Origin of the sequence: Microbacterium sp. H83 (assembly GCF_001650405.1) — a bacterium.
In the GTDB taxonomy this organism is placed as follows: domain Bacteria; phylum Actinomycetota; class Actinomycetes; order Actinomycetales; family Microbacteriaceae; genus Microbacterium.
In genome coordinates this window covers 116,413-130,405 of the sequence record NZ_LWCU01000001.1, presented here as the reverse complement: position 1 = coordinate 130,405, position 13,993 = coordinate 116,413, and the positions used below count along the sequence as shown (strand labels likewise).

Here is a 13,993-nt window from a genome sequence, read left to right as displayed (position 1 = left end):
GTCGGCGCGTTCTCAGATGTCGCATACCCTCGAAGTACGCACCGGGGGGTGCAATGAAGGTTGTGACGCAGGTCGGCACGCACCGATCGACGCGGGGGTGAGGATATGCGGTTGTTCAGTGTAGGCGCAGGAGCGTCGGACGAGCGCGCGCCGCAGACGACCGAGCATCCCTCCGCTCCCATCCCGATCGTCGGCCCCGGAGTGGGGGAGAGCATCCGCGTCCCGCTGGGCGAGACCGGACACGCGACCTTCCCGCTCATGCTCGGCGCCGCCGAGTTCGGATGGAACGTCGACCTCGAGACCAGCCACGGGATCCTCGACCGCTACGTGGAGTTCGGCGGCAATGCGATACACACCGCCGACGGCTTCTCCGGCGGACGCAGCGAGCACATCATCGGCCAGTGGCTGCGCTCACGTGGTCAGCGGGATCGGGCGCTCCTCAGCGTTCGGGTCGGTGCCCACGCAGACAACCCCGGTCTCGGATCGGTCAACCTCGTCCGCGCCGTGGAGGGATCCCTCACTCGGCTCGGCGTCGATCGCATCGACGTGCTGTACCTGGATGCGACGCTCGACGCCGCGACGAATCTCGAGGACACGCTAGCGACCGTCGAGTGGCTCCTCGAAGCAGGGAAGATCGGAGCCGTCGGCGCCTTCGGCTTCGCGCCCGAGCGTCTCGTCGAGGCCCGCATCCTCGCCTCGGCGGGCTATCCGCGCATCGAGGTGATCGACTCGCCGTACAACCTGGTGCGGCGACAGCCCTTCGAAGGCGACCTGCGCCTCGTCGCGGGTGCGCAGAACCTGGCCGTGACCCCTTCCCATGCTCTGGAGCACGGGTTCCTGTCCGGTCGTCACCGCAACCGGTCGATCGCGTCTCGGGGTGTGCGCGGCGAGCAGCTGCGCGGTCAGCTCAACCGTCGCGGCATCAAGATCCTGCGAGCCCTCGATCAGGTGTCGAGCGAGCTGGACGTGCCCGTGGCCGCCGTGTCCATCGCGTGGCTGATCGCGCAGCGCACCGTCGTCGCGCCGATCGTGAACACCTTCGCGACCGACCACGTCGACGAGCTGATGCAGGGTGCCGGCGTGATGCTGTCGCGTGCGCAGGTGGCGGAGCTGACCCGCGCCGGCAACTGAGAGTCCTCCCGGCTTCGTCGCACACCTGGCATAGGGTGGAGGGGATCCGGCAAACGCTGTCGATGAAGCGAGCGAGTTTGTGACGCATTACATATATCTGGTCAGACACGGCGAACACCAGGACGCCGAGCACGGCCTCACCGACGGCCCTCTGTCGCCGCGCGGTCAGCGGCAGGCGGAGCTGATCGCCGATCGTCTCTCCGGGCTCCCTCTGGACTCGGTCTGGCACTCTCCGCTGCTGCGCGCGAACGAGACCGCGCGAGCGATCGCGGCACGCCTCCCCTCCGTGGACCCTGAGCCGACGGCGCTGCTCTTCGACTGCGTGCCCACCGGGATGACGGAGGAGACGCCGGCGGCCTTCGAGCCGTTCTTCGGCTCCGTGACCGAGGCCGAGATCGAGGCGGGGCGCGCCCAGATGTCCGACGCGGTCAACGAGTTCCTCGTCCGCAAACCGGGTGACGTCCACGAAGTCCTGATCACCCACAATTTCGTGATCTCCTGGTTCGTGCGGGAGGTGCTCGGCGCGCCGGAATGGCGGTGGATGACGCTGAATCAGGCGCACTGCGGACTCACGATCATCGCGCAGAAGCAGGGCCGGCCGTGGACGCTGCTGACGCACAACGACACCGGACACCTTCCGGTCGAGCTGCGTACCGGCATCCCCGACACCATGCCCGTCTGATGCCGCGACGCCCGGCCCGCCGCCGGGGACGACCCGGTCCGGGAAATAGACTGGGTGCATGACCACGCAGGTAGCCCTCGTCGGCGGATCCGGGAAGCTCGGATCCATCATCCACGGAGTCCTCCGTGAGCTCGAGGGGTTCGAGGTCGCGCGGGTTCTCACATCCCGGAGCCAGCTCGCAGAACTCGACGGGGCCGACCTCGTGATCGATGCGACGACCCCTCAGGTGAGCATCGATGTGGTCCGTGCAGCGATCGAGCGGGGGAGCAACGTGCTCGTCGCGACCTCCGGCTGGTCGGCCGAGCGCATCGCCCTCGTGCGTCCCCTGGTCGACGAGGCCGGCACCGGTGCGGTCTTCATCCCGAACTTCTCCCTCGGCTCGGTGCTCGGCTCGGCGCTGGCGGCCGCTGCGGCACCATTCTTCGGCTCCGCGGAGATCGTGGAGGCGCACCACGAGAAGAAGGTCGACTCGCCGAGCGGCACCGCCGTGCGCACCGCAGAGCTCATCGCGGCCGCCCGTGCCGAGCAGGGACCGGTGAGCGCCCCGCATGCCGACCAGCGCGCTCGTGGGCAGCAGGTCGGCAGCGTCCCGATCCATTCGCTCCGTCGGCCCGGGGTGATCGCCAAGCAGGAGGTCATCCTATCGGGTGCGGGGGAGTCGCTGACCTTCACCCACGACACCGTGGACCCGGCGCTGGCGTACGCGCCCGGCATCCGTCTCGCCGTCCCGTTCGCCGCTCGTGCCGAGGGCGTCGTCGTGGGCCTCGAGAGCATGATCGACCTCGGCCTCCGCTCATGATGTCGCGTGTCGGCGTCGCCCTCATGGCGGCGGCCCTGCTGGTCTATCTCGCGGTGGGGGTGTGGCTCGCCGTGATGTTCTTCGCCGTCGGGACCGCGGTGTCGATCGGGATGGGGATCGCGCTCGTCGTCCTGACACCGGTCGGCGGCTGGGCGCTCGTGCGGGAGATGCAGTTCGGCTTCGCGGCCGATCGCCTGGGACGGGAGCTCGACGCCGAGGGCGGGATGCCGCCTGTCGAGACGGAGATCACACCGAGCGGACGCATCGCTCGCGCGGACGCCGATCCGCTGATCGCGCGATACACCGCCGATGTCGATGCCGCACCCGCCGACTGGCGGGCGCGATACCGACTCGGCGTGGTCCAGGATGCCGCGGGGCGCCGCAAGGACGCTCGCGCGAGCATCCGAGAGGCGATCCGGCTCGCCCGCTGATCGTCAGGCGAGCGTGGCCTCGAGGGTGATCTCGATGCCCGAGAGCGCTTGCGACACCGGGCAGTTCGTCTTGGCGTCGTCCGCGATCTGCTGGAACGCCTCGGGGGAGAGACCTGGAACGGTGGCGTTCACATTCAGGTGGCTGCCGGTGATCCCGGTCCCCGGCTTGAAGGTGACGGAAGCCGTGGTGTTGACGCGCTCCGGAGGAGTCCCCTTCTCGGCGAGAGCGTGCGAGAGCGCCATGCTGAAGCAGGAGGCATGAGCGGCCGCGATCAGCTCCTCCGGCGTGGTCGTGGTGTCGCTGCCCTCGCTGCGCGCCTTCCAGTTGATCGGGAAGGTGCCGAGCTTCGAGGAGGAGAAGGCGACGGTTCCCGATCCCTCCGCGAGGGAGCCGGTCCAGGTGGTGATCGCTTCGCTGGTGACGGTCATGATTTCCTCCCGTTTGCACGTGCCGCTCGTGTGCGGACCGCATCTGCGGCCAGCCTAGCGAGCGGGTGTCGCCCGCGGAACCGTTCTCAGGCCGCGGACGCGCGGCGCCCGAACAGACCGGTTCTCTGCAGAAGCAGGTAGATCTGGCATCCGAGGCAGAAGGAGAAGGCGGCGTTCAGGAACGCGGCGATGAATGCCGCCGCAGTCGCGATGGGCAGAGCCCACGGCACTCCGAGGAGATGCAGCACGAGACCGGCGCCGACGACGACGAGACCGACGCCCTGCGCGAAGCGCGGCGGGCGAGGGTCCTCGAGCTCCGTGGGCGGCGCCAGACGCGGTCGCACGACGCGGCGGAAGAGCACGCCCCATGGCGCGGTCCTCGGTGACACGACGCTCCACAGGAACAGCAGGGCGATCAGGGTGGTGAGCAGGAACCCGGGATCCTGCGCCCGCTGGAGCGGCGAGGCGGCCGCCACGGCCGATCCTTCGCCGACCACGAACCCCGAACCCGGCGAGAACCAGCCGTAGGACGTCGCCGTCGACATGCCGGTGAGCGCGAGGAATGTCGCGGCGAGCAGCAGCACGGACGTGATCGTCGCGGCGAAACGGGGACCGCGCGGGTCGATGCCGGCAGGAGTGCTCATGGTGCTCCGATCTGCGCGCCTCAGACGGCGGCGAGGGCCTCGTTCAGGGCGTCCCGCTGCGGGATGCCGTGGAATCGCGCGCGGACAGCGCCGTCGCGGTCGACGAGGAAGGTCGTCGGGGTTTGCAGGACCCGATAGCGGGTGGAGAGATCCGGGCGCCGCGTGAGGTCGACCTCGATGTGCCGCACTCCGTCGACCGCTGCCGCGTGCGTGGTGAGCAGCCGGCGGACCTGCGGGCAGCGCGTGCACAGCTCCGTGCTGAACTGCACGAGCGTGGCGCGGGACCCCAGCGCCGCGCCGGACGCGTCGTCGGGGTCGAAACGAAGCCCGCCCGCGTTCCGACGCCTGCCGTCGCGGATGCGCAGCAGGAACCCGACCAGCACCGCGGACACCAGGAGCGCCCCGATGACGAGGAGGGCGATGGTCGGCGACATGGGTAGAGAGTATGACGACCGACGGTGGGGGAGGGCCGTTGTGTCGGAGGATGACGAGCGAACCGATCGCACGGGGTGCGGGTATCCTTGCTGGCATGAGCGAAGCCGTCCCGACGCCGTATGAAGACCTGCTCCGCGACGTGCTGGAGACCGGCACGCACAAGTCGGATCGCACCGGAACGGGGACGACCAGCGTGTTCGGTCGACAGATCCGCTTCGACCTCTCCGAGGGGTTCCCGCTGATCACGACCAAGCGCGTGCACTTCAAGTCGATCGCCTACGAGCTGCTGTGGTTCCTCCGTGGTGACTCGAACGTGCGCTGGCTCCAGGAGAACGGCGTGACGATCTGGGACGAGTGGGCCGACGAGTCCGGAGACCTCGGTCCCGTGTACGGCGTGCAGTGGCGCTCCTGGCCGACTCCCGACGGGCAGAGCATCGACCAGCTCTCCGAGGTCATCGAGCAGATCCGGCAGTCGCCCGACTCCCGGCGCCTGATCGTGTCGGCATGGAATCCCGCGGATATCCCGGACATGGCACTCGCGCCCTGTCACGCGCTCTTCCAGTTCTACGTCGCAGACGGCAAGCTCTCGTGCCAGCTGTATCAGCGCAGCGCGGATCTCTTCCTCGGCGTCCCCTTCAACATCGCGTCCTACGCTCTCCTCACCCTCATGGTGGCCCAGCAGGTCGGCCTCGAGCCCGGCGACTTCGTATGGACGGGCGGAGACTGCCACATCTACGACAACCACGTCGATCAGGTCCGCGAGCAGCTGTCGCGCGACCCGTACCCGTATCCCACGCTGCGGTTCGCGCGCACGCCCGAGTCGATCCTCGACTACCGGTACGAGGACTTCGTCGTGGAGGACTACCAGCACCATGCGCCCATCAGGGCGGCGGTGGCGGTATGACCTGGGTCGGGCTCGTCTGGGCCGAGGCGCGCGACGGCGTGATCGGAGCCGAAGGCGGAATGCCCTGGTACGTCCCCGAGGACCTGTCGCACTTCAAGGAGGTGACCCTCGGGGCACCGGTGATCATGGGCCGCAAGACCTGGGACTCGCTGCCCGAAAGGTTCCGCCCGCTTCCCGGACGCGAGAACGTGGTGATCACCCGTCAGCAGGACTGGACGGCGGACGGGGCCCGACGGGCGTCGGCTCTGACGGATGCCGTCCGCGGACACGAGAAGGTGTGGGTCATCGGCGGTGCCGAGATCTTCCGGCAGGTGATCGCCGACGCCGACCGGCTCGAGGTCACCGAGATCGACCTCGAGGTCGACGGCGACGCGTATGCGCCGTCGCGGCAGGGATGGCGCCTGGTCGACGAAGGGGAGTGGCAGACATCCCGTACCGGGCTGCGCTACCGCTTCCTCGGATACGAGCGCTGATGCCGACCGCACTCATCACAGGCGCGAGCGCCGGGCTCGGTGCCGAGTTCGCGCGTCAGCTCGCGCGGCGTCGCGCCGACCTGGTTCTCGTCGCACGCTCGGAGGAGCGGCTCGCCGACATCGCCGCCGACCTGCGCAGCGAGTACGGCGTCGCGGTCGAGCTGATCGTCGCCGACCTCTCCCGCGAGGACGACGTCGAGCGCGTGGCGGCGCGAGTCGCCGACTCCTCCGATCCGATCGATCTGCTGGTCAACAACGCCGGGTTCGGACTGCCGCTCCAGTTCGCCGACAACGACATCGACGACGAGGTGCGCCATCTCCGTGTGCACGTCGAGGCCTCCATGCGGCTGATGCATGCGGCCCTCCAGGTGATGCGAGGACGAGGCGGTCGGATCATCAACGTCTCGTCGGTGGCGGGATTCATCTCCCGATCGACGTACTCGGCGTGCAAGAGCTGGCTCATCGGCTTCAGCCGCTGGGCGAATGCGGAGTACGCCCGTGACCGCGTGACCGTCACGGCCGTGTGCCCCGGCTTCACCCACACGTCCTTCCACGAGCGGATGGGCATGCCGCCCGGGGAGGAGGGCGTGCCGCGCTTCCTGTGGCTCGACGCACGGGACGTCGTCCGCGAGGGGCTCCGCGACGCCGCCCTGGGCAGGGCCGTGTCGGTCCCGTCGCTGCGCTACACGCTTCTCGCGGCTCTCGGGCGCGTGCTCCCCGCCTCGCTCACATCGGGCGTCGCGCGGAGGGGAAGGGTCTGACCCGCGCGGCGTCGCGACGCGTCGAGCGCTCGGCTCAGCGGAAGCGGCCCAGAGCGATCCCGGCGAAGGCGATCGCCGCGATCGTCTCGCCGTCGGTGATGCGTCCATCTGCGATCATCGCCAGCACATCGGCGAAGGGTGTCCAGGAGACGGCATCGATGCCCTCCTCGATCCGGCCGTGACCGTCGCCCGACGCGGCGGGCCGCAGGCCCCGGGCGAGGAAGACGTGCTCCGGGGCATCCGCGATGCCGTTCAGAGCGTTCATGGTCCCGATCCGCGTCCAGCTGTCGGCCTCGTATCCTGTCTCCTCCGCGAGCTCGCGACGGGCGGCGACGAGCGGGTCCTCCCCGTCGCTGCCTCCGGCCGGGACCTCGATGGAGGAGCCCGTCGTGTAGCGCTCGAGTGTCACGAGGCAGACGCGGTCGTCGCTGTCGAGGGCGACGATGAACACGGCGGCGTTGCGCATCGTCACGACACCGTAGATGCCGTCGCCGCCCGGACCGGTGACGGAGTCCTCGCGCACCTCGATCCAGGGATTCGAGTAGACCGTCGTCGATGCGTGCGTGACCCATGCCATGCGTCCGAGCCTATGCGGGTCCGCAGGATCGTCGGCACGGCACCCGACCCGATACGCTGGGTGCATGACGCACTCGGGCAACCCATTCGGACAGGTCCTCGTCGCGCTCGTCACTCCCATGACGGCCGACGGCGAAGTCGACTGGCCTGCGGTCGAGAAGCACATCGACGACGTCATCACGGCGGGCGCCGACGGCATCGTCGTGACGGGCACCACCGGGGAGACCTCCACGCTGACGGACCCCGAGAAGCTCACGCTGGTCGAGGTCGGGAAGTCCGTCTCGGCCGGTCGCGCGAAGATCATCACCGGCGGCGGATCCAACGAGACCGCGCACGCGATCGAACTCTACAAGGCCAGCGAGAAGGCCGGCGCCGACGGCATCATGATCGTCACGCCGTACTACAACAAGCCGACGCAGGCCGGCATCCTCACGCACTTCCGCCTGGTCGCGGATGCGACGGATCTGCCGGTCATCCTGTACGACATCCCGGGCCGCACCGGCGTCCCCATCAAGTACGAGACGATCCTGCGCCTCGCGAAGCACCCGAATATCCTCGCCGTGAAGGACGCCAAGGGCGACTTCTCCGAGGTCAGCCGCGTCCTCAATCAGACGGACCTCATGTACTTCTCCGGCGACGACGCCAATGTGCTGCCGCACCTCTCGATCGGCGCCTCCGGCCTGATCGGCGTCACGGCGAACATCGCGGCGACGCCGTACCGCACCATCATCGACGCCGTGAACCGCGGCGACCTCGCGACCGCCACGGCGGAGCACCGACGGCTCGAGCCGCTGGTGCGGGCCGTCATGACGCACGTACCCGGAACGGTCGCCGCGAAGTACATCCTGCACGGACTCGGTCGCATCTCGAGTCCGCGCGTCCGTCTGCCCCTGGTCGGCCCGGAGGAGTGGGAGGCCGCCCTCATCGAGGACGAGCTCGATCTCGTCCAGGGCGTGCCGGGGGCCGACTTCTCCAACTTCCGCCCCGACCGCAACGCGGCCGCCGGCGGCGCCCTGCCCAAGGTGCACGGCACGACACGCTGAGAAGGGTCGCGCTGCGGCGCACCACCACGAACGAACGGACGCGTGGAGCGTCCGACAGAGGAGACCGCATGTCCATCCCGCTCGCAGATCCCGCTCCGCTCGAACAGGGGACGCTGCGCGTCACCCCGCTCGGCGGTCTCGGCGAGATCGGCCGCAACATGACGATGTTCGAGTACGACGGCAAGATCCTCATCGTGGACTGCGGCGTGCTCTTCCCCGAGGAGCACCAGCCCGGCGTCGACCTGATCCTGCCCGACTTCGAGCCGATCAAGAACCGACTCGACGACATCGTCGGCGTCGTGCTGACTCACGGGCACGAGGATCACATCGGGGCCGTCCCGTACCTCCTCCGACTCAAGAGCGACATCCCGCTCATCGGATCGGGGCTGACCCTGGCGCTCGTCGAGGCCAAGCTCAAGGAGCATCGGATCAAGGCGTTCACCCTCACGGTGGTCGAGGGCCAGGAGGAGCGCGTCGGACCGTTCGACCTCGAGTTCGTCGCGGTGAACCACTCGATCCCGGATGCTCTCGCCGTCGCCATCCGCACCCCTGCGGGCATGGCGCTCGCGACGGGCGACTTCAAGATGGACCAGCTGCCGCTGGACGGCCGGATCACCGATCTGCGGGCGTTCTCGCGGCTCGGCGAAGAGGGCGTCGACCTGTTCCTGGTGGACTCCACCAACGCCGACGTGCCCGGATTCACGCCGACGGAGCGCTCTATCGGTCCCGTCCTCGACCAGGTGATCGGCAAGGCACCACGGCGCGTGATCGTCGCCAGCTTCTCGAGCCACGTCCACCGCGTCCAGCAGGTGATCGACGCCGCGCACGCGCACGGCCGTCGCGTCGCGTTCCTCGGACGCAGCATGGTGCGCAACATGACCATCGCGGAGCAGCTCGGCTACCTCAAGGTGCCCGCCGGCGTGCTCATCGACTACAAGAAGGCGCGCGACCTCCCCGACGACAGGATCGTCTACATGTCGACCGGATCGCAGGGCGAGCCGATGGCCGTCCTCAGCCGGATGGCGAATCTCGACCACGCGATCGAGGTCGGCGAGGGGGACACGGTGATCCTCGCCTCCAGCCTCATCCCCGGCAACGAGAACGCCGTGTACCGCGTCATCGACGGACTCACGAAGCTCGGTGCGAACGTGGTGCACAAGGCGAACGCGCGCGTGCACGTGTCGGGTCACGCCGCGGCCGGCGAGCTGCTGTACTGCTACAACATCCTGAAGCCCCGCAACGTCCTCCCTGTGCACGGCGAGTACCGCCACCTGACCGCGAACGCCAAGCTCGCCCAGGACACCGGCATTCCCGAGGAGCGCACGATCATCGCCTCGAACGGCACCGTGATCGATCTCAAGGACGGCGAGGCCCGCATCGCCGGACAGCTCGACCTCGGCTTCGTGTACGTCGACGGCTCGAGTGTCGGCGCGATCACGGACGCCGACCTCAAGGACCGTCGGATCCTGGGTGAGGAGGGCTTCGTCTCGGTGATCGTGGTGGTGGACGCCGCGACCGGCCGCATCATCTCCGGACCGGAGATCCACGCGCGAGGGATCGCCGAGGACGACGCCGTCTTCGACGACGTCGCACCGAAGATCGTGGCGGCGCTCAAGGAGGCGTCCGGAAACGGGGTCCGCGACACGCATGCTCTGTCGCAGGTCGTGCGTCGCACGATCGGCCGGTGGGTCAACCAGAAGCTGCGCCGCCGTCCGATGATCGTGCCGCTCGTCATCGAGGCCTAATCCCGCCGAGGACCATCCGTCGATCACCCCGGAATGCCGCGTCATTGCGGGGTGATGCGGGCTGCTGGCCGTAACGTGAGAGCATGGCCAGGAGCACCACGAAATCAGCGCGCGCGTCCGAGAGCGCCACGCCCCGCCCGAAGCGGCAGGCTGCTCCGAAGACCCAGGCGGCCCCGAAGAAGTACATCGACGAGCTCGACAAGCCGCCGGTGATCGTGCGTGCGTGGACCGGCCTCGCCCACGGGGTCGGGGGCCTGTTCCGCGCGTTCGGCCCCGAGACGCTCGAGAAGGACGACCGTCGCGACGGCTTCCCCTTCCTGCTCGTGCTCCTCGCGGTGGCCGGTGCGGTCAACGAGTGGTTCTTCATCGGCAACGACGTGGCGGCTCAGATCAGCGCCTACACCTTCGGTCTCGTGATCGGACGCGGCGCATTCATCTTCCCCGTCCTCCTGCTGATCCTGGCCGGCTGGCTGTTCCGGCATCCGTCGTCGGTCCACGACAACGGGCGCATCGGGATCGGCTTCGGGCTCTTCTCCGTCACTCTCGCTGGGATCCTCCACATCGCGGGCGGGCTCCCTCAGCCGCGAGAGGGGATGCTCGCGCTGAGCGAGGCCGGCGGTCTCTTCGGATGGTTGCTCGGACAGCCGCTCAGCTACCTCACCGCAATCCCCGCCTACATCGTGCTGGCCCTGCTCGCGGCGCTCAGCATCCTGATCCTCACCAAGACCCCGCCGAACCGCATCGGCGAGCGGCTGGGCGATCTGTACGCCTGGATGTTCGACGCGCAGCGTGCGGAGAAGCCGGCCAAGGACACCGCCGCGATCGACGACGCCGACAAGGTGGACGATCCCGACGTGCTGCCCTGGTGGCGGCGCAACAAGACCGGTCGTGAAGAGGATCCCGACGAGGGCACCCTCGCCTCCGACGACATCACGGCTCTGCTGTCGACCACCGACACCACCCCCGCGTACGACCAGGCGGTGACGGTCGCCGACCCGTACGACGCCGCCACGGAGGTGCTGTCGGACGTGCGCTCGGTGACCGACTCGCTGGCCGAGCAGCAGACGACGGCGCTGCTGGACGACGAATCCGACACGGGGGAGATGCCCGAGCTTCCGGGTCTCGACGGCTTCGGCACCGACGGCCCCGGGGACCGCGGCCCCCAGGCGCCGGTCGCACCGTACATCCTGCCGTCGCCGGGAGTGCTCGCGGAGGGGCCGCCCTCGGTGGCGCGCTCCGAGGCGAACGACCGCATCGTCGAGCAGATCACGAGCGTCCTGTCGCAGTTCAACGTCGATGCGAAGGTCACCGGCTTCTCGCGCGGTCCCACGGTCACTCAGTACGAGGTCGAGGTCGGCCACGGCGTCAAGGTCGAGAAGATCCTGCAGCTCAGCAACAACTTCGCCTACGCCGTCGCCTCGAACGACGTGCGCATCCTGTCGCCCATCCCCGGCAAGAGCGCGATCGGCATCGAGATCCCGAACACGGACCGCGAGACCGTCGCCCTCGGCGATGTGCTCCGGTCGCAGGCGGCGCTGAAGAGCACGCATCCGCTGACGATCGGCGTCGGCAAGGACGTGGGCGGGAACTTCGTCACCGCGAACCTCGCCAAGATGCCCCATCTGCTCGTGGCGGGTTCCACCGGATCCGGTAAGTCGAGCTTCGTCAACAGCATGATCACGAGCCTCCTCATGCGTGCCCGGCCGACGGACGTGCGCATGGTGCTCATCGACCCGAAGCGCGTCGAGCTCACCAGCTACGCCGGGGTGCCGCACCTGATCACGCCCATCATCACGAACCCCAAGAAGGCGGCGGAGGCGCTGCAGTGGGTCGTGAAGGAGATGGACATGCGATACGACGACCTCGCGTCGTTCGGATTCCGTCACATCGACGACTTCAACCGCGCCGTCCGCGCCGGCGAGGTCGAGGTCCCGGTGGGCAGCGAGCGCGTGCTCAAGCCCTACCCGTACCTGCTGGTGGTGGTCGACGAGCTCGCCGACCTCATGATGGTCGCCCCGCGCGACGTCGAGGACTCGATCGTGCGCATCACGCAGCTCGCGCGAGCATCGGGCATCCACCTCGTCCTCGCGACGCAGCGTCCGAGCGTCGACGTCGTCACCGGCCTGATCAAGGCGAACGTCCCCTCGCGTCTGGCCTTCGCCGTCACGAGCGTCACCGACAGCCGTGTCATCCTCGACAGCCCGGGTGCCGACAAGCTCATCGGTCAGGGTGACGCCCTGTTCTCCCCGATGGGCTCCTCCAAGCCGTTCCGTCTGCAGGGCGCGTGGGTCGATGAGAAGGAGATCGACGCGGTCGTGAAGCACGTCACCCGTCAGGCTCGACCGGAGTACCGGTCGGACGTGCAGGAGGCGATGGAGCCGAGCAAGAAGAAGGAGGTCGACGAGGACATCGGAGACGACCTGGAGCTCCTGCTCGCGGCGGCCGAGCTCATCATCTCCTCGCAGTTCGGGTCCACGTCGATGCTCCAGCGCAAGCTCCGCGTCGGGTTCGCGAAGGCCGGGCGCCTCATGGATCTCCTCGAGTCGCGCGAGGTCGTCGGTCCGTCCGAGGGATCGAAGGCCCGCGACGTGCTGGCCACCGTGGAGCAGCTGCCTCAGGTCATGGCGAAGCTCAGGGGCGAGGACGTCCCGGCCGCGCCGACGGCCTCGATGCACGCCCCCGCCGCTCCCGCCGCGACCGCCGCCGGGGCTCCGTTCGACCCCACCGAGGCGCAGTTCGACGGCCTGCCGGTGGTCGAGGCCGAGGGCGATGAGGACGCCTGGGGATTGACGGGACGCGACTGATGACGATCCCTCGGCAGCTCCCCAACGCGATCACCGTCGCGCGCATCCCGCTCGCCGTCGTCTTCTTCATCCTGCTGCTGCTCGGCGGGACCTTCGGTCTCGAGGACGTCACGATCCGATGGGTCGCGGGGATCCTCTTCGTGATCGCGATCTCGACCGACTGGGTCGACGGGTACCTGGCCCGCCGATACGACATCGTGAGCGACTTCGGCAAGCTGTGGGATCCGATCGCCGACAAGCTCCTGACCGGTGCCGGGTTCATCGGACTCGCCGTCCTGGGCGAGCTGCAGTGGTGGCTCGTGATCGTCATCCTCGTCCGGGAGTGGGGCATCACCATCCACCGGTTCATGGTCGTGAGGCAGCACGTGGTCGCGGCGGCGTGGATGGGCAAGATCAAGACCGCCGCGCAGGGCGTCGCTCTCGGGTGGGCGCTGCTCCCGTTGCACGTCTTCATCGGGTTGGGCCCCTGGGTGGTCGTGACGGCCGTGCTCATGATCGTCGTGCTGATCCTCACCGTGGCGAGCGGCATCGACTACATCGTCGCCCAGGTGCGAGGCGCGCGGCAGGCATCGTGAGCATCGCGGAGGACGCGCTCCGATCGCTCCGGCAGCGGGGCTGGACGCTGGGGGTGGCCGAGTCGCTGACGGGTGGGGCCGTCTCGGCTGCCATCGTCTCCGTGCCGGGTGCGTCCGCATCGCTTCTCGGCGGCGTGGTCGCCTACGCGACGCCGGTCAAGCACAGCCTCCTGCGTGTGGAGGCCGCTCTGCTCGCGGCACACGGCCCGGTGCATCGCGAGGTGGCGCTGCAGATGGCGGACGGCGTGCGCTCGGCAGTGAGCGTGGACGAGCGCCCCGCGGACGTCGGAGTCTCGACGACCGGGATCGCGGGCCCCGACTCTCCTGACGGCCAGCCGGTCGGGACGGTGCACGTGGCCGTGGTCACGCCGGAGGACTCGGCGGCGGAGGTTTATCGATTCGCCGGGGATCGTGAGGCCGTGCGTGCCCAGGCGGTCGCCGCGGCGCTCGACCTTCTCCACCGGATGACACGGGAATAGCGGTCGCGTGATGGAGGTTGAGTCCTATGTGCTCACACCTAAAGCACAGCGTGCAAAGGTAGGTTCTGTGAAAGTCGGTTGG

General features: G+C 68.9%; 16 protein-coding genes. 12 read left to right on the top strand and 4 right to left on the bottom strand.

All coding sequences use genetic code 11. The features are described from left to right. The first annotated feature begins 105 nt into the window (after positions 1-105). The 4 genes from A4X16_RS00690 (at position 106) to A4X16_RS00675 (ending at position 3,043) form a co-directional block, all read left to right on the top strand. Positions 106-1,131, top strand: coding sequence for an aldo/keto reductase (locus A4X16_RS00690; RefSeq protein ID WP_067114971.1), 1,026 nt, complete (start codon positions 106-108; stop codon positions 1,129-1,131). A 79-nt stretch (positions 1,132-1,210) separates the two neighbouring features. Then, a complete protein-coding gene (locus A4X16_RS00685; RefSeq protein WP_067114969.1) occupies positions 1,211-1,813 on the top strand; it encodes a histidine phosphatase family protein in 603 nt (200 codons plus the stop codon). A gap of 58 nt (positions 1,814-1,871) precedes the next feature. Beyond that, positions 1,872-2,612, top strand: a complete 741-nt coding sequence (dapB, locus tag A4X16_RS00680) for a 4-hydroxy-tetrahydrodipicolinate reductase (RefSeq protein ID WP_067114967.1) — start codon at positions 1,872-1,874, stop codon at positions 2,610-2,612. Next, a complete protein-coding gene (locus tag A4X16_RS00675; RefSeq protein ID WP_067114965.1) occupies positions 2,609-3,043 on the top strand; it encodes a hypothetical protein in 435 nt (144 codons plus the stop codon). Before dapB ends, A4X16_RS00675 begins: the two co-directional genes overlap by 4 nt. Positions 3,044-3,046: 3 nt before the next feature. Here A4X16_RS00675 and A4X16_RS00670 read toward each other — a convergent pair whose 3' ends face one another. The 3 genes from A4X16_RS00670 to A4X16_RS00660 form a co-directional block, all read right to left on the bottom strand. Then, complete coding sequence (locus tag A4X16_RS00670) at positions 3,047-3,472, bottom strand: OsmC family peroxiredoxin (RefSeq protein WP_067114964.1); 426 nt, start codon at positions 3,470-3,472, stop codon at positions 3,047-3,049. 86 nt (positions 3,473-3,558) lie between these two features. Further along, on the bottom strand, positions 3,559-4,116 hold the full coding sequence (locus A4X16_RS00665) for a DUF4395 domain-containing protein (RefSeq protein WP_067114963.1): 558 nt from the start codon (positions 4,114-4,116) through the stop codon (positions 3,559-3,561). 20 nt (positions 4,117-4,136) lie between these two features. Next, the gene (locus A4X16_RS00660) at positions 4,137-4,550 is read right to left on the bottom strand and encodes a TlpA family protein disulfide reductase (protein WP_067114962.1); all 414 of its coding nucleotides are present in this window, start codon (positions 4,548-4,550) and stop codon (positions 4,137-4,139) included. A 95-nt stretch (positions 4,551-4,645) separates the two neighbouring features. Between A4X16_RS00660 and A4X16_RS00655 the strand changes: the two genes are divergently transcribed. From A4X16_RS00655 to A4X16_RS00645, 3 genes are read left to right on the top strand one after another with little or no spacing between them, the layout of a single operon-like run. After that, a complete protein-coding gene (locus A4X16_RS00655) occupies positions 4,646-5,455 on the top strand; it encodes a thymidylate synthase (RefSeq protein WP_067114961.1) in 810 nt (269 codons plus the stop codon). Next, the gene (locus A4X16_RS00650; protein WP_067114959.1) at positions 5,452-5,928 is read left to right on the top strand and encodes a dihydrofolate reductase; all 477 of its coding nucleotides are present in this window, start codon (positions 5,452-5,454) and stop codon (positions 5,926-5,928) included. The genes A4X16_RS00655 and A4X16_RS00650 overlap by 4 nt, the downstream gene beginning before the upstream one ends. Beyond that, positions 5,928-6,689, top strand: a complete 762-nt coding sequence (locus A4X16_RS00645) for an SDR family NAD(P)-dependent oxidoreductase (protein ID WP_067114957.1) — start codon at positions 5,928-5,930, stop codon at positions 6,687-6,689. The genes A4X16_RS00650 and A4X16_RS00645 overlap by 1 nt, the downstream gene beginning before the upstream one ends. Before the next feature lie 34 nt (positions 6,690-6,723). On the opposite strand, the gene A4X16_RS00640 is transcribed toward A4X16_RS00645, so the two are convergent. Then, the gene (locus tag A4X16_RS00640; protein WP_067114955.1) at positions 6,724-7,266 is read right to left on the bottom strand and encodes an NUDIX domain-containing protein; all 543 of its coding nucleotides are present in this window, start codon (positions 7,264-7,266) and stop codon (positions 6,724-6,726) included. A 64-nt stretch (positions 7,267-7,330) separates the two neighbouring features. Here A4X16_RS00640 and dapA point away from each other — a divergent pair, with 64 nt between their 5' ends. The 5 genes from dapA to A4X16_RS00615 all read left to right on the top strand — a co-directional run bounded on the left by dapA (position 7,331) and on the right by A4X16_RS00615 (position 13,911). Beyond that, positions 7,331-8,308, top strand: coding sequence for a 4-hydroxy-tetrahydrodipicolinate synthase (gene dapA, locus A4X16_RS00635; protein WP_067114953.1), 978 nt, complete (start codon positions 7,331-7,333; stop codon positions 8,306-8,308). A 68-nt stretch (positions 8,309-8,376) separates the two neighbouring features. Beyond that, positions 8,377-10,053 carry a ribonuclease J gene (locus tag A4X16_RS00630; RefSeq protein ID WP_067114951.1) on the top strand — a complete coding sequence of 559 codons (1,677 nt, stop codon included), beginning with the start codon at positions 8,377-8,379 and terminating at the stop codon, positions 10,051-10,053. Positions 10,054-10,136: 83 nt separating this feature from the next. Further along, on the top strand, positions 10,137-12,857 hold the full coding sequence (locus A4X16_RS00625; protein WP_067114948.1) for an FtsK/SpoIIIE family DNA translocase: 2,721 nt from the start codon (positions 10,137-10,139) through the stop codon (positions 12,855-12,857). Beyond that, a complete protein-coding gene (pgsA, locus tag A4X16_RS00620) occupies positions 12,857-13,432 on the top strand; it encodes a CDP-diacylglycerol--glycerol-3-phosphate 3-phosphatidyltransferase (protein WP_067114946.1) in 576 nt (191 codons plus the stop codon). Before A4X16_RS00625 ends, pgsA begins: the two co-directional genes overlap by 1 nt. Beyond that, a complete protein-coding gene (locus A4X16_RS00615; RefSeq protein WP_082914181.1) occupies positions 13,429-13,911 on the top strand; it encodes a CinA family protein in 483 nt (160 codons plus the stop codon). The genes pgsA and A4X16_RS00615 overlap by 4 nt, the downstream gene beginning before the upstream one ends. Positions 13,912-13,993 lie beyond the last annotated feature (82 nt).